Annotated in this window: 13 protein-coding genes and 1 pseudogene; 10 read left to right on the forward strand and 4 right to left on the reverse strand. The window is 65.3% G+C overall.

Annotated features, from left to right (window positions below):
* Positions 1-211 (forward strand): hypothetical protein (locus ASF61_RS23930; protein ID WP_229205741.1); only part of this gene is annotated, 211 nt, incomplete at its 5' end.
* 178 nt (positions 212-389) lie between these two features.
* On the opposite strand, the gene ASF61_RS06210 is transcribed toward ASF61_RS23930, so the two are convergent.
* Both ASF61_RS06210 and yghU read right to left on the reverse strand, forming a co-directional pair.
* Positions 390-1,580 carry a tyrosine-type recombinase/integrase gene (locus ASF61_RS06210; RefSeq protein ID WP_056152635.1) on the reverse strand — a complete coding sequence of 397 codons (1,191 nt, stop codon included), beginning with the start codon at positions 1,578-1,580 and terminating at the stop codon, positions 390-392.
* A gap of 156 nt (positions 1,581-1,736) precedes the next feature.
* Entirely contained in the window at positions 1,737-2,579 is an 843-nt protein-coding gene (gene yghU, locus ASF61_RS06215) for a glutathione-dependent disulfide-bond oxidoreductase (protein WP_056152638.1), read from the reverse strand.
* Between the two features lie 149 nt (positions 2,580-2,728).
* Here yghU and ASF61_RS06220 point away from each other — a divergent pair, with 149 nt between their 5' ends.
* The 4 genes from ASF61_RS06220 to ASF61_RS06235 all read left to right on the forward strand — a co-directional run bounded on the left by ASF61_RS06220 (position 2,729) and on the right by ASF61_RS06235 (position 11,901).
* Complete coding sequence (locus ASF61_RS06220) at positions 2,729-4,705, forward strand: U32 family peptidase (protein WP_056152639.1); 1,977 nt, start codon at positions 2,729-2,731, stop codon at positions 4,703-4,705.
* A 262-nt stretch (positions 4,706-4,967) separates the two neighbouring features.
* Positions 4,968-8,021 carry a di-heme oxidoredictase family protein gene (locus tag ASF61_RS06225; protein ID WP_229205740.1) on the forward strand — a complete coding sequence of 1,018 codons (3,054 nt, stop codon included), beginning with the start codon at positions 4,968-4,970 and terminating at the stop codon, positions 8,019-8,021.
* A gap of 95 nt (positions 8,022-8,116) precedes the next feature.
* Positions 8,117-10,486 carry an acyl-CoA dehydrogenase gene (locus tag ASF61_RS06230; protein WP_056152646.1) on the forward strand — a complete coding sequence of 790 codons (2,370 nt, stop codon included), beginning with the start codon at positions 8,117-8,119 and terminating at the stop codon, positions 10,484-10,486.
* Between the two features lie 179 nt (positions 10,487-10,665).
* Positions 10,666-11,901, forward strand: a complete 1,236-nt coding sequence (locus ASF61_RS06235) for a DUF4861 family protein (RefSeq protein ID WP_056152649.1) — start codon at positions 10,666-10,668, stop codon at positions 11,899-11,901.
* Positions 11,902-11,940: 39 nt separating this feature from the next.
* On the opposite strand, the gene ASF61_RS06240 is transcribed toward ASF61_RS06235, so the two are convergent.
* On the reverse strand, positions 11,941-12,606 hold the full coding sequence (locus ASF61_RS06240) for a DUF1080 domain-containing protein (protein WP_162241972.1): 666 nt from the start codon (positions 12,604-12,606) through the stop codon (positions 11,941-11,943).
* 13 nt (positions 12,607-12,619) lie between these two features.
* Between ASF61_RS06240 and ASF61_RS06245 the strand changes: the two genes are divergently transcribed.
* Positions 12,620-13,546 (forward strand): alpha/beta hydrolase, encoded by a 927-nt coding sequence (locus ASF61_RS06245; RefSeq protein ID WP_056152655.1) that lies wholly within the window; start codon positions 12,620-12,622, stop codon positions 13,544-13,546.
* A 106-nt stretch (positions 13,547-13,652) separates the two neighbouring features.
* Here the strand turns inward: ASF61_RS06245 and ASF61_RS06250 are convergent.
* Positions 13,653-16,622: pseudogene (locus ASF61_RS06250) on the reverse strand (Tn3 family transposase).
* Between the two features lie 194 nt (positions 16,623-16,816).
* Between ASF61_RS06250 and ASF61_RS06255 the strand changes: the two are divergent.
* The 4 genes from ASF61_RS06255 to ASF61_RS06270 all read left to right on the forward strand — a co-directional run bounded on the left by ASF61_RS06255 (position 16,817) and on the right by ASF61_RS06270 (position 18,344).
* Positions 16,817-17,494 (forward strand): hypothetical protein, encoded by a 678-nt coding sequence (locus ASF61_RS06255; protein WP_229205735.1) that lies wholly within the window; start codon positions 16,817-16,819, stop codon positions 17,492-17,494.
* 102 nt (positions 17,495-17,596) lie between these two features.
* On the forward strand, positions 17,597-17,872 hold the full coding sequence (locus tag ASF61_RS06260; RefSeq protein ID WP_056152658.1) for a CopG family ribbon-helix-helix protein: 276 nt from the start codon (positions 17,597-17,599) through the stop codon (positions 17,870-17,872).
* Positions 17,872-18,147, forward strand: coding sequence for a type II toxin-antitoxin system RelE/ParE family toxin (locus ASF61_RS06265; protein WP_056152660.1), 276 nt, complete (start codon positions 17,872-17,874; stop codon positions 18,145-18,147). The genes ASF61_RS06260 and ASF61_RS06265 overlap by 1 nt, the downstream gene beginning before the upstream one ends.
* The gene (locus ASF61_RS06270; protein ID WP_056152663.1) at positions 18,144-18,344 is read left to right on the forward strand and encodes a hypothetical protein; all 201 of its coding nucleotides are present in this window, start codon (positions 18,144-18,146) and stop codon (positions 18,342-18,344) included. The genes ASF61_RS06265 and ASF61_RS06270 overlap by 4 nt, the downstream gene beginning before the upstream one ends.
* The last annotated feature ends 55 nt before the right edge of the window (positions 18,345-18,399 follow it).

An 18,399-nucleotide genomic window follows, 5' to 3' on the forward strand; every position in this document is an offset into this window, starting at 1 on the left:
GGCTGTCGGTGAATCGGGAAGTCTTCATTGCAGAACTTTCAAAAAACTAATTGAGAAAATTCTACTTCTGATGGCGATCATTTGCAGGGGGGATTACCATTTTAATGGTGATGGAAAACTGGACTGCGCGATACTAAATGGTATCAGCAGGGCGATTAACGGACACAAGCCCGACGCCGACCTTGTCGTGCAAGACATGGAAATGGCCTAGGAGCAGCGAGGACGACCGGCAGGGAAATTGTTGGGATAACTCAACTATGGGACGACTGTTCAGCAGCTTCAAGACACAAATACCTTGGAATCATGTCGGCGTACTTTGTGCATAAACCTTGCTTCAGCTCACGGAGCTAATTTTACATAATATAAATTATGCGAAGTTTGGGATTCGGTTATGGATCGGGTGCCGTCCGCATCCCAACCGACGCCAGGATCTCGTCATGCCGCTCATGATCGGTCTTGTGCAGATACGCTGCCGTGGTCGCGATGCTGGCGTGGCCGGCGGTTTCCTGCAGTGTTTTGAGCTGCACGCCGTTGTTGGCGTGGTTGGTCAGCATGCTGTGGCGCAGCCAGTGGGCCGAGGCTTGCCGCAGCGTGGCGGCCATGTCGGCGTCGCCGAACGCGTCGGCAGCGCCGGCGGCTGCAGCGAAGATGGCCTTGAGCGCGTCGGACGCGGCTTCATCGGTGATGCGCACCAGCGTGTCGCCACGGCTCGACAGCACCAGCGGCGTGGTGTCGCTGCGGATCGCGTGCGGCAGCAAGCCGTAGGCGGCGCGGTACTGGCGGTAGGCGGACAGCATATCGGGCGGCACCGGCAGCCGGCGCGGCTTGTTGCCTTTGCCGAGCACATCGAGCCACCAGCGGCCGTTGCCCTCGGTGTACAGCGCGCCCATGTCGGCGCTGACGATTTCGTTCAGGCGTGCACCGGTGTGGATGTAGGCCGTCAGCAGGAACCGGTCGCGTTCGCGCCGGCGCATGGCGGCCGGCGTCGGCGCCTCGCGCGTGGCCACCGTGTGCAGCGCCAGGTTCAGTGCATCGTGGGTCAGGTAGCGCGTGATGCGGCTGGCGCTCGCCGTTTTCACGTGCTTGACCAGCGCTGCCGGATCGCGCCGCAGATAGCCGGTCTGGGTGGCGTACGCAAACAGTCCCTTAACCGCGATCATGGCCTGGCGCCGGCTGGCGTCCGACAACGGGCCGCTGAACGGCCGGTACCGCTCGTCGCTGCGCGGCCACTTGGTGGTCGAAATCCACGACGCCGGCGGCGCTTTCAGGAACTCCTTGTAGCCGTTCAGGTCCGCCACGCTGAGCTGGCGCAGCGTCTTGCCCGCCTCCTCCCGGCACCAGGTCAGAAAGCGGAACAGTTCTTTCTGGGTGTTGGCGATCGACTTGGGCCCGAGTTCGCCGTGGCTGATGAATTCACGGGCGATTTCGCTGTCGGTCTGGGCATCGGTGATGGCGTCTTCGGCGATGGTGCGCAAGGCGTCACGGTCGCGCTGGCGGCGCCGGGCCGCGCCGTCACTGTGCGCGGGAAACGGGTCGAGATTGATGACGGCGAACTTCTTCTCTGGCGCTGGCTGCTGCATGACGGTTACCGGGATAAAGGACTGTGTGAATATACAGTCAATTATACAGTATTGCATACAGTTATTTAAATCGACAATATAGAAGGTAATGTCGAGTTAAAGACGTAGGCCGCGCTGCTGGCGGGCCGGCTTTCACCGGCCAGGTCCCTCACGAATTCAGTCCAGATCGGCCTTGTCGTGGCGCTCGGCCAGTTGCTCGCTGGCGTCGCCAAATACCCGGTTCACGCGGCGCCCGCGCTTGACGGCCGGCCGCGCGGCGATCTCCTCGGCCCAGCGTTTGACGTGCTGGTACTCGTGCACGGACAGGAATTCGGCCGCATTATAGAGCTGCCCCAGCACCATCCAGCCATACCATGGCCAGATCGCCATGTCGGCAATCGTGTAGTCGTCCCCTGCCACGTAACGGTGCTGTGCCAGCTGGCGATCGAGCACGTCGAGCTGACGCTTGGTTTCCATCGCGTAGCGGTTGATCGGGTATTCGAGCTTGTCGGGCGCGTACGCATAGAAGTGGCCGAACCCGCCGCCCATGAACGGCGCCGATCCCATTTGCCAGAACAGCCAGTTCAGCGTTTCGGTGCGGGCACTGCCCTCCTTCGGCAGGAAGGCGCCGAATTTCTCGGCCAGGTGCACCAGGATCGAGCCCGATTCGAACACGCGCTGCGGCACCGCGCCGGAGCGATCGACCAGCGCCGGAATCTTGGAGTTGGGATTGATGTCGACGAAGCCGCTGCCGAACTGGTCGCCTTCGTTGATGCGGATCAGCCAGGCGTCGTACTCGGCGCCCGCATGCCCCGCCGCCAGCAATTCCTCGAGCAGGATGGTGACCTTGACGCCGTTCGGGGTGCCCAGCGAGTACAGCTGCAGCGGATGTCGACCGACCGGCAGCTCCTTGTCGTGGGTGGCGCCGGCCACCGGGCGGTTGATGCTGGCAAAGGTGCCGCCCACCGACGTGGGCGGCGTCCAGACTGCGGGGGGAACGTAGTTGCTTGCTTCGGTCATACGGGTCTCCTTGGAAGGCGCGCACGGGCATCGGCGCGCTGACGGTCGATTCTAGCGGATGCCCCGCGGCTTTGCTGGCGCCCGGGCCCATTGCGTGCCGGGGCTCGGCAAGCCCGCTATAATGTCGCCCTTCACAGAAGGAATCCGCCATGTCTCTGCTCGCTCACCAGCTCGAACTGCTGTCGCCCGCCAAAACCGCCGAAATCGGCCGCGAAGCCATCCTCCACGGCGCCGACGCCGTGTATATCGGTGGCCCCGCCTTCGGCGCACGCCACAATGCCAGCAATCCGATCGAAGACATTGCATCCCTGGTGCAGTTCGCGCACCGCTACCACGCCCGCATATTCGTCACGCTCAACACCATCCTGCACGATTCGGAGCTCGAAGGCGCGCGCAAGCAGATCTGGCAGCTGTACGACGCGGGCGTCGATGCGCTGATCGTGCAGGACCTGGGGCTGATGGAAATGGACCTGCCGCCGATCCAGCTGCACGCCAGCACCCAGTGCGACATCCGCACCAAGGAAAAGGCCAAGTTCCTCGGCGACGCCGGCTTCTCGCAGCTGGTGCTGGCGCGCGAACTGACCATCAAGCAGATCCGCGAGATCCACGCTGCCACCGACACGCCGCTCGAATACTTCGTCCACGGTGCGCTGTGCGTGGCGTTTTCCGGCCAGTGCTACATCTCGCACGCCGACACCGGCCGCAGCGCCAACCGCGGCGACTGCTCGCAGGCTTGCCGCCTGCCGTACACGCTGTCCGACAACGCCGGCCGCGTGGTCGCCTACGACAAGCACCTGCTGTCGATGAAGGACAATGACCAGAGCCGCAACCTCGAAGCGCTGATCGACGCCGGCATCCGCTCGCTCAAGATCGAAGGCCGCTACAAGGACATGGGCTACGTGAAGAACATCACGGCGCACTACCGCCTGCTGCTCGACGAAATCCTCGAGCGCCGCCCGGAATTCAAGCGCGCCGCCAGCGGCACCACCAGCATCCATTTCACGCCCGATGTCGACAAGAATTTCAACCGCGGTCACACCGATTATTTCGCCAACGGCCGCCAGGACGAAATCGGCGCCTTCGACAGCCCCAAGTACCTGGGCGTGGAACTGGGCACCGTCACCCGCGTGGCCACCGACCATTTCGACATGGTGGCCAATGCCCCGCTGGCCAATGGCGACGGTTTGAACTACATGCACAAGCGCGAGACGGTCGGCATCCAGGCCAACGTCGCCAAAAAGCTCGGCGACAGCGATGACGGTGAAATATGGCGCGTGTTCCCCAACGAGGCGTTCAATGCCCTGCCCGGCTTCAGGGCCGGCATCGCCATCCACCGCAACCGCGACCACCAGTGGGAAGCAAACCTGAACAAGAAGTCGGCCGACCGCAAGGTCGCGCTGCATGTCACGCTGTCGGAACTGGACGGTGGCGCCGGGCTGCGGCTGTCACTGCTCGACGAAGACGGCTGCCTGAGCGTGACCGACGCGCCGATGGCGCTGCAGCCGGCGCAGCAGGCCGAACAGGCCGAACACGGCTTGCGCGCCAGCCTGTCCAAGCTGGGCGCCACCATGTTTACCGCGTCCGACGTCGTCTTGAACCTGTCGCAGCCCTGGTTCGTGCCGTCGGCTGCCATCAATGCGCTGCGCCGCGACGCGGTGGCCGCCCACGAGGCGGTGCGCCTGGCGGCTTGGGAACGCCCGCAGCGCAAGGCCGCGGTCGAGCCGCCGCCGGTGTACCCGGAAACGCAACTGAGCTACCTGGCCAACGTGTACAACGAAAAGGCGCGCGCCTTCTACCACAAGCATGGCGTCCAGCTGATCGCGGCGGCCTACGAGGCGCACGAGGAAGCGGGTGACGTGCCGCTGATGATCACCAAGCACTGCCTGCGCTTCTCGTTCAACCTGTGCCCCAAGCAGGCCAAGGGCGTGCAGGGTGTGCAGGGCCAGGTCAAGGCCGAGCCGATGACGCTGGTGAGCGGCAAGGAGACCTACACGCTGCGCTTCGACTGCAAACCGTGCGAGATGCACGTGGTGGGCGCAATGAAGCCGAACATCCTGAAGTCGGCGCCGCCGTCCAACGTTGCCTACACGCCGATCAAGTTCCACCGCCAGCGCCCGACCACCTGAAAAGCCTTACGCAACAGCCCAGTGTGGCTTATCTACCAAAAGACAGGCCCGCATCGATTCTTGGTTAACAGCTGTGATAGTATCAATGTTTCCATATGGAATCATTTATCCATACACTGCAACCGCCGAGGGGCCTGCCTTGAACCACCTATCTTCTCTGACTCACCGCGTGCTGCCGTTCGGCGCAGCACTGCTGCTTGCCGCCTGCGGCGGCGCCGGCGACGCACCCGATAACACGCCGCGCCGCAGCACGCTGGCCGGCATGATCGCGGTCTCCGGCGTGGAAACGGCGCTCAGCCCTGTCGCGGCCAGCGCCAGTTCCAGCGAACGGGGCGACCTGTCGGCGGCAGCCGCCATCGATCGCGACAGCAACACCCGCTGGAGCAGCGCCGCCGGCGACGACCAGCACCTGACGCTGGACTTCGGCGCGGTGCAGAACATCACCCGAGTGCGCATCGACTGGGAAAATGCCCACGCCCGGCGCTACCTGCTGCAGGTATCGAGCGACACCAGCAGCTGGACCACGATCAAAACCGTGGACGACAGCCAGGGCGGCACCGAAGACGCCACCGGCTTCTCGGTCCAGGGCCGCTACCTGCGCATGCAGGGCGTGCAGCGCGTCACCCAGTACGGCTACTCGATCTTCGAAATCCAGGCGTACACCGGTAGCCCGGCGTCTGCCCCGGCACCGGACCCGGAACCGATACCGAACGATCCCGACCAGCCGGGCGTACTCATCAAGCCGGTGGCGGCCACGTCGTCGGCGGTGGAAAACCCGGCCATGTCGGCGGCCCAGGCCATCGACGGCAAGCCAGCTACCCGCTGGTCCAGCACCGCGCAGGACAACGCCTGGATCCAGTTCGACTTCGGCGCCAGGACTGCCATCGGCTACATGAAGCTGCAGTGGGAAGGCGCGTACGCCAGGCAGTATGCGCTGCAGGTGTCCGACGATGGCCAGAACTGGTCGCAGCTGCGCTACGTCACCGACGGCCAGGGCGGCACCGAGGAGTTCTTCAACCTCGGCGCCCATGCCCGTTACCTGCGCCTGCAGGGCGTGGCGCGCGCCACCCAGTACGGCTACTCGCTGTTCGAGGTCGCATTCAAGTCGCCCGGCAGCGACAACAGCCTGCCCACGGCCGCCACCTCGCCGCAGCCGTTCCCGGCCAGCGGCGCCGGCTGGTCGCCGCTGCCCTCGGCCGGCGAGCCGCTCGAAACGCTGCAGTTCACGCTGGCCGACGGCACCCTGGTGACCCGCTTCGGCGCCCGCGGCCTGGCGCGCCACGGGCGCGAACGGGGCGAGGACTGGAACGAGATCGGCTACGGCCCGAATGACACCGTGGACCCGGTCACGGGCCTGGCGGTGGACAAGGGCCCCGGCAATTACCTGACCTTCGTGCCGCAGTATTTCAAGAACCGCACCTGGGGCGTCGAGATCATCGACAACAGCCGCGTGGCCGGCGTCACCGCGCCCAAGCTGATCGTCAACCAGTACACGACCGTCGATTTCCTGCCCGGCGGTATCGCCCTCTTCCGCGGCTTCGACCGCCCCGGCGTGACCGGCTATGGCTGGATGGCGCCCGGCGAACTGGTGGACCGCGATGTCGCCGTCTGCAAACCGACGCCCTATCCCGCCAACGGCAAGCTGACCACCGCCAGCGGCATCAACGGCGCCTGCACCCTGCAGGTCAGGGACTACCCGGGCCACGGCGGACTCGATGCCGCCGGCATGCCGAACAACGCCTACGTACCGCCGCGCGCACTGGCCGTGGGCGATGCGATCGAGGTGTCGCCGTCGATGTTTTCCACCACCGCCGCCATGACCGCCATCGGCGATACCGGTGGCATCCGCTATTATTCGAGCGAGTGGATCTACGTGGTGGGCGCCGGCCTGCGGCCGTGGTACGGCGTGCAACCGCGCCTCAATTCGGTGCCGCTGCCTGCCGCCACGCTGGCCGGCGGCCTCGGCTCCGTGTCGTACAACTACAGCGACAACGGCGCATTCATGTTCCAGCAGCCGCACAACCACACGGGCATGCAGAATATCCAGCGCTTCGTCGAAGGCCGGCGCCTCGTGCACACCAATTTCACCACCGGCGCGCACAACGAGCCGGGCAACGACCGCTATGCGGCTGCGGCCGGCCTGCAGGGCCAGCGCTTCAACCAGTCGGCCTGCATCGCCTGCCACGTCAACAACGGCCGCAGCCCGGCGCCCGCCGCCATCAACCAGCGGCTCGACACCATGTCGGTGCGCGTGGCGGCGGTGGACGCCAACGGTACCCAGTCGCCCCATCCGCAATACGGCGCGGCGATGCAGATGAACGGCGTGTCCGGCAGCGGCGCCCGCCAGAACTGGGGCAACGGCGTGCGCGTGGCAGGCTTCGAGACGCGCCAGGTCAGGCTGGCCGACGGCAGCGTGGTCGAACTGCGCAAACCGACCGTCGCTTTCGATGGCGCCACGCCGGCCGTGGTGTCGCTGCGGGCGGCGCAGCCGATGCTGGGCACCGGCCTGCTCGAGGCGATAGCGGAAGCCGATATCCTGGCGCGGGTGCGCTCGGCGCCCGACAGCGACGGCGTGCGCGGCGTGGCCAACTTCGTGTTCGATCCCGAATCGGGCGCGGTCCGGCTGGGCCGCTTCGGCTGGAAAGCGTCGAAGGCCACGCTGCGCCACCAGGCCGCATCGGCGCTGCTGGCCGACATGGCAGTCACCTCGCCGGTGTACCGCAGCCAGGCGTGCCATACCGACCCGGCCAACTGCAAGGGCGCTGCCGCGCAGCCGGGCATCACCGAGGCGGACCTGCAGCTGATCACCCAGTACCTGGCGCTGGTGGCGGTGCCGGCCCAGCGCAGCCTGCCGAGCGGCTTCCCGCAAGGCGTGGCGCCGCTCGACGAGCACAAGGTCGATGCCGGCCGGGCCGCGGCCGGCGCGCGGCTGTTCGACGGCATGCGCTGCACGGCCTGCCACACGGCGCAGATGACCACCGGCAGCGGCCACCTGTTGGCGGAACTGCGCAACCAGACCATCGCGCCGTATTCCGACCTGCTGCTGCACGACATGGGCGCCGGCCTGGCCGACAAGCTGGTCGAAGGCCAGGCCATCGGCGCGATGTGGCGCACGGCCCCGCTGTGGGGCATCGGCTACACCGACAAGGTGATGGGCGGCGCCGGCAATGTCGGCTACCTGCACGACGGTCGGGCGCGCACGCTGACCGAGGCCATCCTGTGGCACGACGGCGAAGCGGCCCGTGCCCGCCAGCGCTTCGAGCAGCTGTCCAAAACCGACCGCGACGCCGTGCTGGCCTTCCTCAAGTCGCTGTAGGCCGCGACGCGCCCACCGCTGCGTTGTGAGCGCAGGCGCACAGTGGCCGGGCGCGGTCCGCAGTATGGTGCTCCTCAAAACAGGAGGAGCACATCATGGTTTTCTGGATCATACTGGCCGTCATCGTCGGCATTCCGGCCGTCATCCTCGGCGTGCCGGCACTGCGCCGCAGCCTGGTCACGCCGCACATCTTCGCGCTGTTCAAGCGCATTTTGCCCGCCATGTCGGACACCGAGCGCGATGCGCTCGAAGCCGGTACCACCTGGTGGGACGCCGACCTGTTTTCCGGTCGCCCCGACTGGGACAAGCTGATGCAGCTGCCCCGCCCCACGCTCACTGCCGAGGAACAGTCGTTCCTCGACGTGGAAGTGCGCCAGCTGTGCGAACTGGTGGACGACTGGGAATCGACCCAGGTGTGGCAAGGCATCCCGGCGCCGGCCTGGCAGTATGCGCGCGAGAAGGGTTTTCTCGGCATGATCATCCCCAAGGAATACGGCGGCAAGGCGTTTTCGGCCTTCATGCACTCGCAGGTGGTGATGCAGCTGTCCACCCGCTCGTCGGCGCTGGCGGTGCAGGTGATGGTGCCCAACTCGCTGGGACCGGCCGAGCTGCTGCTCCACTACGGCACCGAAAACCAGAAAAACTACTATCTGCCGCGGCTGGCCGCGGGCCAGGAAATTCCGTGCTTTGCGCTGACCAGCCCTTATGCCGGCTCGGACGCCGCCGCCATCCCGGACACCGGCGTGGTCTGCATGGGCATGCACGAAGGCCGAGAAACCCTGGGCCTGCGCGTCACCTGGAACAAGCGCTATATCACGCTCAGCCCCATCGCCACCCTGCTGGGACTGGCGTTCCGCGTGGTCGATCCCGATGGGCTGCTGCCGGCCGGCGCCACGCCCGGCATCACTTGCGCCCTGATTCCGGCCACGCACCAGGGCGTGGTGATCGGCCGTCGCCACTGGCCGCTGGGCGCCGTATTCCAGAACGGTCCGACCAGCGGCAAGGATGTCTTCATCCCGATGGAATGGATCATCGGCGGCCCGCAGCAGATCGGCAAGGGCTGGCGCATGCTGATGGAATGCCTGGCTGCCGGCCGCGCCATCTCGCTGCCGTCGACCAGTGTCGGCACGGCCAAGCTGGCCGTGCGCGGCACCAGCGCCTATTGCGCGATCCGCCGCCAGTTCAAGACCGCGATCGGCAAGTTCGAAGGCGTGCAGGAAGCGCTGGCGCGCATGGGCGGCAACCTGTACATGATGGACGCCACCCGCAAGCTGTCCGCGCTGGCCGTGGACCTCGGTGAAAAGCCGGCCGTGATCTCGGCCATCGCCAAGTACCACGTGACGGAGCGCGGCCGCGCCGTGGTCAACGACGGCATGGACATCCTCGGCGGCAAGGCCATCTGCATGGGGCCGAGCAATTTCCTCGGCCGCGCCTACCAGCAGATCCCGATCGCCATCACGGTGGAAGGCGCCAACATCCTGACGCGCTGCCTGATCATCTTCGGCCAGGGCGCCATCCGCGCCCATCCCTACGTGCTGCGCGAGATGCACGCCACCGCCGACACCGACCAGCGCCGCGCCGAGCGCGCCTTCGATGACGCCTTCTTCGGCCACGTGCGCTTTGTCTGCGCCAATGCCGCGCGCGGGCTCTGGTATGCGCTGACCGGCGCCGCGTCGGCGCCCGTGCCAACGCAGGCCGATCCGGCCATGGCCGGCTACTACCGCGCCGCGGGCCGCCTGTCCACTGCGTTCGCGCTGCTGACCGATACCTCGATGTTCGTGCTCGGCGGCGAACTGAAACGGCGCGAACGGATCTCGGCGCGCCTCGGCGACGCGCTGTCGATGCTGTACATGGTCAGCGCCACGCTCAAGCGCTACGAGGACGACGGCCGCCACCACGACGATGCCGCCTATGTGCACTGGTCGGTGCAGGATGCGCTGCACCGCACGCAACTGGCGCTGGCCGGTGTACTCGACAACTTCCCCAACCGCCTGGTGGCAGGCGCCGTGCGCGTGCTGCTGTTCCCGTTCGGGATGCCGTACGCGGCGCCCGACGATGCGCTGGGCAGCGACGTGGCGCGCGCCATGCAGACGGCCGGCCCGGGGCGCGAACGCCTGCTGTCCGACGGCTACCTGGCCGACGACCTGCGCGACCCGGTGGCCTGCGGCGAACTGGCGTTCGCCCTGCTGCCGCAGGTGGAAGCGATCGAACACCGCCTGAAGCCGGCGGTCCGCGCCGGCCAGATCGAGGCCATGCCGCAAAACCTGCCGCTGCTCGACCAGTGGAGCGCGCGCGCGGTGTCGCTGGCACTGATCACGCCCGAGGAGCGGCGTACGCTGGCCGACTTTGCCCGCTTCACCGACCTGTCGGTGCATGTCGACGACTTCTCGACCGACTTCAACGCGGCTGCCGATGCCGACCAGCGCCGCCGCATGACGGCGCCGGCCATCGTGCTGGAAGCGTGACACCATCCACCATGAAACCAGTACCAGGCGCCGCCTGCCCGCGATGGGGCGGGTGGCGCCGCCTGCCGTTGACAGTGACATCCGTGACCATCGTGGCGCTTTGCCAGACTGAACTATTGCGTTAAAGTCTAGGCGTTTTTATTCTTTTTGCCACATCACCTCGAAGGACTGGTCACGCCATGAAACTCCGTCAGCAGCTGTTCGTCCCCGCCATCCTGTTTTCTGCCATGGCCAGCGCCGGCATGGTCAGCGCCGCCGAGCGCATGACCGTGACCGTTACCCACACGCTGGACCAGGCCCGCCCGTCGGAAACCATCACCATCCCCTGGTCCGAAGTCAATCGGGCGCTGCCCGGCGCGCTGCTGCAGCGCATCGCGGTCAGGGATGCGTCGGGCAAGGCGCTGCCTTACCAGGTGACCAATGTGGCGCCGCAGTCCAAGGATCCGAAGAACGAAGGCATCGCCTACGGCGATCTGATTTTCCAGCACGACTTCGCCGCCGGCGAAAAGCGCGCCACCTTCACGGTCGAGAAGACCGACGTCGTCTCGCCTGTGTTCCCCAGCAAAGTCTCGGCCCGTTACATCCAGGAGCGCCTCGACGATTTCGCCTGGGAGAACGACAAGATCGCCCACCGCACCTACGGTCCGGCGCTGGCCGCACCTGCGCCCGAGGGCAGCGGCAAGGAGGTGCTGGTCACCAGCGGCATGGACATCTGGTTCAAGCGCGTGCCCTACCCCATCGTCGACCGCTGGTACAACAAGGGCCATGACCATTACCACCACGACGAAGGCGAAGGCATGGACATGTACAACGTCGGCAAATCGCGCGGCGCCGGCGGCACCGGCATCTGGGATGGCAAGACCCTGTCCACCGGCGTCAACTACGCGCGCTGGAAGGTCATCGCCAACGGCCCGATCCGCGCCATCTTCGAGCTGTATTACGATGGCTGGGATGCAGGCGGCGCCAAGGTGTCCGAGGTGAAGCGTTTTACCGTCGATGCCGGCCACTATTTCGACCAGATTGACAGTACCTTCACCTTTACCGGCCCGCAGCAGCTGACCGCCGCCATCGGCCTGAATAAAACCCCGGCCGACAAGGGACAGCAGGCCAGGGTGCAGCCGATCACGCAGCCCGCCGACCGCGCGCTGCTGCAGTGGGTCGAGCAGCAATCGAACGACGCGTTCGGCACGGCCGTCATCCTGCCCACCGCCGGCGAAAACGACTATGCCGAAGACAAGCTCAATGCGCTGATCACGGCAAAAATCGTTTCCGGCCAGCCGCTGCGCTACTACGTGGGCGCCGCCTGGGCGCGGGCCGGCGAGATCACGAGCCGCGACGACTGGACCCGCTACGTCGCATCCCAGGCCGCCCGCGTGCGTGCACCGGTTGCCGTGTCGCTGGCGGCCGGCAAATAACGCGGTGCGCGGCGTGTCTGCACAGGACCGTCTGCGCTGTCAGCGCGCGCGGTGCGGACCGGTGGGATCGACAGGTGCGACCAGCTCCACCACATCGACGTCGCGCAGCTCGTAGGGCGCGCCCTCGAGCTGGAAGCCGATGCGTCCGGCGGCAGGCTGCACGCCTGTCACGCGGTTTTGCAGCACGCCGTTGATCGATACCTCCACCGTGCCGTCGCGGGCGACGATGTCGGCGACATTCCACTGGCCCGCCGGCCGTTCGCTGTCGGCCGCCATCTTGTCCTTGGTGCGCGGCACGGCGTCCGGCGCGCTGGTCAGCGGCTCGCTGAAGGCGGCGCCGGCCATCGGCAACAGGTCGCCGGCGCGGCCATGCTTGGTCTGCACCTGCAGGCTGAGCGGCCAGACGCGGTCTTTCGCCCCGTCGCTGATGTGCAGCAGCACGCCCGCATTACCGGGCTTGCCGGTCCAGCGCCACGCCACGTGCAGCCGGTAGTTGGCATAGCTGTTAGTGGTGGCGAGAAAACCGGACGGCTGGCCGGCAACCGCGATTACGCCTTCGGGCAGCACGCGCACCACCTGCTCGATGCTGGCGGCAGGCGTGGTCTCGAGGGTCCAGTTGTCGAGATTGCGGCCGTTGAATAATGGCGCGGCGCTGGTAGACTGCACGGACAGCAGCAGCACCATTCCGATAACGTTCGCTCTCATTTGATCGTCTTCCATGAAAAAAGCCCTGATGGCACTGATATTGAGTCTGGCGTCGAGCGCGGCCCACGCGGGCAGCGACGTGATCCCCTTGTGGCCCGAAGGCGTGCCGGGCCTGCGTGACATCGGCCCCGAGCAGGTCAGCGGCGGGCATATCGCCAATGTCTCGGTGCCCACGCTGACCCGCATCGGGCCGGCGGCCGACCGGCATCATGGCACAGCTGTCATCATTTGTCCCGGCGGCGGTTATGCACGGCTCTCCACGGCACGCGAAGGCGAACAGTTCGGCCACTGGCTCAGTACCCTGGGCGTGACCGCCTACGTGCTCAAGTACCGCATGCGCGAATACGGCCACCCGGCGCCGCTGCAGGACGTGCTGCGCGCCGTGCGCACGGTGCGGGCGCACGCAGCCGAACAGGGCATCGACCCGGCGCGCATCGGCGTGATGGGCAGCTCGGCCGGTGGTCACCTGGCTGCCAGCGCCGGCACCCTGTACGACCACCCGCTGGGCCGCACCGGCGCCGCGCTGGACACGGTCAGTGCGCGCCCGGATTTCCTGATCCTGATGTACCCGGTGATCACGCTGAAAGATCCGGCCGCCCACGCAATTTCGCGCAGGATGCTGCTCGGCGAGCATCCGACGCCGGAAACGGTGGCCCTGATGTCGCTGGAAGACCAGGTGACGCCTGCCACGCCGCCCACGCTGCTGATCCACACGCAGGAAGACAACACGGTGCCGGTGGAAAACAGCATCCTGTTCTACCAGGCGCTCACCCGCGCCAGGGTGCCGGCCGAAATGTACTTGTTCGAACGCGGCGGCCACGGCATGGGCATGCGCGAGGGGCTGGGCACCACGTCGCAATGGCCGCACCGTGCCGAGGAATGGCTGCGCGAACGGGGCTTGCTGACGGCATCGAAGGCAGGACAGCCGCCGGCAAAATGACTGGCGCGCGGCTGGCGCTGCTGCCGTAGCTGCCGTAGCGGTTGGATCTGCCGATCCGTGCCATGTGGGGGAAATAGGGAAAACGGAAAAAATCGGGCGCTAAGCCCTATGGCCCGTCTTTGAAGGCGCGCAGCGGCCGATATTTGCCTTCATCGACCTTCCTGCTCTGGCGCCAGACGTAGTCCCCTGTCAGGTTGATGTGCTCCCAGCCCAGGGGCGACAGGAATTGCAGCATATCGTCGTCGGCCAGCTTGCCGGCCTCGCGCAGGGCCTGTGTTGAGCGCTCCAGATACACGGTATTCCACAGCACGATGGCGGCCGTCACCAGGTTCAGACCGCTGGCGCGGTACCGCTGCTGCTCAAACGTCCGGTCGCGGATCTCTCCCAGCCTGTGGATGAAGACCGCCCTGGCCAACGCATTCCGCGCCTCCCCCTTGTTCAGCCCGGCGTGCACCCGCCGGCGCAGCTCCACGTTCTGCAACCAGTCCAAGATGAACAGCGTGCGCTCGATGCGGCCCAGATCGCGCAGCGCGATCGCTAGGCCGTTCTGGCGCGGGTAGCTGCCGAGTTTGCGCAGCATGAGGGACGCGGTGACGGTGCCGTGCTTGATCGATGAGGCCAAGCGCAGCACGTCGTCCCAGTGCTCGCGCAGGTGCTTGATATTCAGGGTGCCGCCGATCATCGACCGCAGCGCCGGGTGGTCCGCCACTTTGCCGGGCACGTACAGCTTGGTGTCGCCCAGGTCGCGGATGCGCGGCGCAAACCGGAACCCCAGCAGGTGCATCAGCGCGAACACGTGGTCGGTGAACCCGGCCGTGTCGGTGTAGTGCTCCTCGATGCGCAAGTCCGACTCGTGGTACAGCAGGCCGTCCAGCACATAGGTGGAGTCGCGCACGCCGACATTGACCACTTTGGTGCTGAATGGCGCGTACTGGTCGGAGATGTGGGTGTAGAACAGCTTGCCAGGCTCGGCGCCGTATTTCGGGTTGATATGTCCAGTGCTCTCCGCACGGCCGCCGGCGCGGAAGCGCTGGCCGTCCGACGACGATGTGGTGCCGTCGCCCCAGTGTCCGGCAAACGAGTGCCTGAGCTGGGCGTTGACGAGTTCCGCCAGGCCGGCCGAGTAGGTCTCGTCCCGGATGTGCCAGGCCTGTAGCCAGGACAGTTTCGCGTAGGTGGCGCCCGGGCTCGATTCCGCCATCTTGGTCAGGCCGAGGTTGATCGCGTCGGCCAGGATCGCCGACAGCAACAGCGTGCGGTCCTTGGCCTCCTCGCCGTTCTTGAGGTGGACGAAATGGCGCGTGAACCCGGTCCATTCGTCCACGTCCATCAGCAGTTCCGTGATTTTGATCCGGGGCAGTAGGCCGCTGGTGAGGTCGATCAGCGCCTGCGCAGCGTCCGGCACCACGGCGTCCTGTGGGCTGATCCTCAGTCCGGTGTCGGTGATGATCGCGTCCGGCAGCTCGTTGGCCAGAGCTAGACAGTTGACCTTGGCAAGCTGCTCCTCAAGCAGCAGCAAGCGGTCATGCAGATACCGGTCGCAGTCCTGGTTGACCGCGATCGGCAACTGCCGTGCTGTTTTCATGGCGCCGAATTTTTCCGTTGGCAGCAGGTATTCCTCGAAGTCGCGGAACTGGCGCGAACCCTAGACCCAGATATCGCCCGATCGCAGCGAATTTTTCAACTCCGAGAGCACGCAAATCTCGTAGAAGCGTCGGTCGAGCCCTTCGTCGGTGATGACGAGGGGCTTCCAGCGGGCCTTGACAAAGCTGGTCGGCGCGTCATCCGGCACCTTGCGGGCGCCGGTCGCGTTCATCCCGCGCAGCACGTCGATCGCGTCCAGTACGGCCTGCGCGGCCGGCGCCGCCTTCAGCTTGAGCACGTCCAGGAACTCGGGCGTGTATCGCCGCAGGGTGCTGTACTGCTCGCCGACAAGGGACAGGTGATCGAACGACTCGGGCTGCGCCAGCTGGCCGGCCTCGGTGACGCTCTGGGCGAAATCGGTCCAAGGCAACACCGCCTCGATCGCGGCGTAGGGATCTCGGCCCGATGCCTTGGCCTCGACCAGCGCGCGGCCGATCTTCGAATACAGCCGCACCTTGTCGTTGATTGCCTTGCCTTGCTTCTGGAAATCCTGCTGATGCTTGTTCTTGGCCGCGCTGAACAGTCTGATCATGATCCGGTCGTGCAGGTCGACCAGCTCATCCGTCACCGTGGCCATGCCCTCGATGGCCAGCGCCGCCAGAGTGGCGTAGCGCCGCTCATCTTCGAACTTGGCCAGGTCGCGCGGCGTCATCTGCGCGCCCTCCCGGGCCGTCTTCAGCAACCGGTTTTGGTGGATCTGGCGCCCGAGTCCGTCAGGGAGGGCCAGCGACTGGAATACCTTGAGCCGTTCGATGTGCTCGCGCATGTAGCGTGAGTTCGGCTTGAGCGGCGACTGGCGTAGCCAGACCAGCCATGTGACGTTCATGTCGGGCGCGACGTTGAGAAGGTTGTCCAGGGAGCGCTTGTGGTGGCGCTCTAACGGGTCGATCAGGGTGCGATAGATACGCCGGTTCGCCCGCGTCACGGCCTCGGCACAGGCGCGTTCGATTACCGTCAGCGCCGGGAGGATGATGCGCTGCTGACGCAGTGATTCAAGGGAATGCGCCGCGAGGATCATCGCCTTGTCGGTTTGCATGGCGAGGTCGGAAAGGCTGTGCACCAGCTTGCGGAAATGAGGTAGCCCAAACACGGACAGTCCCATATAGGCGCGCAACTCATGTAGGTGCTCGTTTCGGGTTTTTTCGCGCTCTCCATACTCCGGCCAGGCTGCGGCGTCGCTGCCCACCTGTTTGGCAATGCAATGGACCACCGCTTCCGGCAGTACGGTGTCGCTGGCCAGCGCGTAGCCAGGGTAGCGCAGCAGGCATAGCTGCACGGCAAAACCCAAGCGGTTGGCGGCGCCACGGCGTTGCCGGATCAGCGCCAAGTCCGCGTCGGTGAAGCTGTAATGCTGAATCAGGTCATTCTGATTCTCCGGCAATATTAACAAACTATCTCTTTCCGTATCGGAAAGCAGTGCGCGACGCGGCATTCGATCGGTCCTTTCGGAGAGTTATTTCGAGAATTTTGATTGCCATAATGGCATAGTTGCGTTCAATCAGTCGAAGAAAATCAATATGATTTTTTATGATTAAAAACGATTGACACCTTTATTGCGCTATGGGAGGATGAATCTGGCCTAGGAACGATGGGCCCTACGGAATGCGCGAAACTCAACGAAAGGAAATGATGCAAAAATTCACCAGTATCCTCGCCGTGGTGGCCACCGTTTCGCTGACCGCGTGCGGCAGTAAGACTGACGCCAATGAGAAAAACTTTGGCGCGGCGATGAGCCAGTACTTCGACAAGAAGGGGGATCTTTGCCTCAACACCAAGCAGTGGCCGGTCGAAGTGACTGAAATGGACCTGCGCATGGAGAAGGCTTTGAAATCCGGCAGCGCCTCCCGGATGGGCGCGCTGCAATCGGTTGGCCTGGTCAAGGGCGAGGACGTCGAAGTGGATATCATGGGCATCATGGGCAAGCCGACCGGTGCGAAAGCCAAGGTGAAACGCTATTCGCTGACCGATGCAGCCAAGCCTTTCGCCCAGGAAAAGGACGTCGAGTCGATCGGATTGAACGGCAGAACCACCGTCCGTCAGACCGACCTCTGCTGGGGCAAGAAGGCGCTCGACAAGATCGTGAAATGGGAGGGGCCGATGAAGTTAGGCGACTACCAGGAGGCCGGCATCACCTACACCTACAAGGTCGACCACACGGCTAGCTGGGCAACTAAGCCCGAGGTGCAGGCCGCTTTCCCTGCCATTAAAAGCATTCTCGATGGCGCGGGCAAGAGCGAGCTGAAACACGGCGTGAAGCTCACGTCGCAAGGCTGGGAAGCCAAGGGATTGGATTCGGCGTTTTAATATGTCGTAGCAAGGCCGTGTTGTACGCAACATGGCTCTCGGCGAGGATTCGCCCGTAGCTCCCAGCCCCGCTCCACCACCAGATTTTTGAGGAGAAACACCATGGCACAGACCGAAACCAAAGTGCTCACCGCACACGTCCCTCTGCCGCTGGCCGACAAGGTCGACCTGCTGGCCGCGCGCCTGGAACGATCGCGCGGCTGGGTCGTTAAACAGGCGCTCAGCGCCTGGGTCGACCAGGAAGAGGAGCGCAGCCGCCTCACCCGCGAGGCGATGGCCGACGTCAAGGCCGGCCACGTCATCGACCACCAGGCGGTGCAGGCGTGGGCCGACAGCCTCGACACGGACAACCCACTGCCGGCGCCGGTGGTACCCTGATGCGGTTGCAGTGGAGCGGCAAGGCATTGTCGGACCTGGTGCGCCTACATGAGTTTCTGGCCGCCGTGAACAAGCCTGCTGCGGCGCGCGTGGTCAAGTCATTGACGGCCGCGACCGCAGGCCTGATCGCCAACCCGCGCATCGGTGAAAAGCGGGAGGAATTCGAGCCCGGCGAGGTGCGGCGCATCCTTGTCGGCCAATACGAGATGCGTTACGAAATCGTTGAATCGACGGTCTATGTTCTGCGCCTGTGGCATACGAGGGAGGAACGATGAGCATGGCGCGCCCCAACAATCGGGTGTTCGACGCCAAGCCGGCAACCGCTGCGGACCAATCTGCTGAAAAGAAGCAAGGCATGTTTGCCAAAGTCGGCGACGGATGTTGGTACGCCATCCCCCCGGGGATGGCGGAAACGTTTCGGCAGGCCGGCGCCGAAGTTCTGCAAGCCGATGCTTTGCCGCGCTCGGAGTAATCCAGAACAATCGCGTCGAACGTCCAATGTCGGAACAGCGCTGCACGGCAATTCC

Source organism: Duganella sp. Leaf126 (assembly GCF_001423125.1).
In the GTDB taxonomy this organism is placed as follows: domain Bacteria; phylum Pseudomonadota; class Gammaproteobacteria; order Burkholderiales; family Burkholderiaceae_D; genus Rugamonas.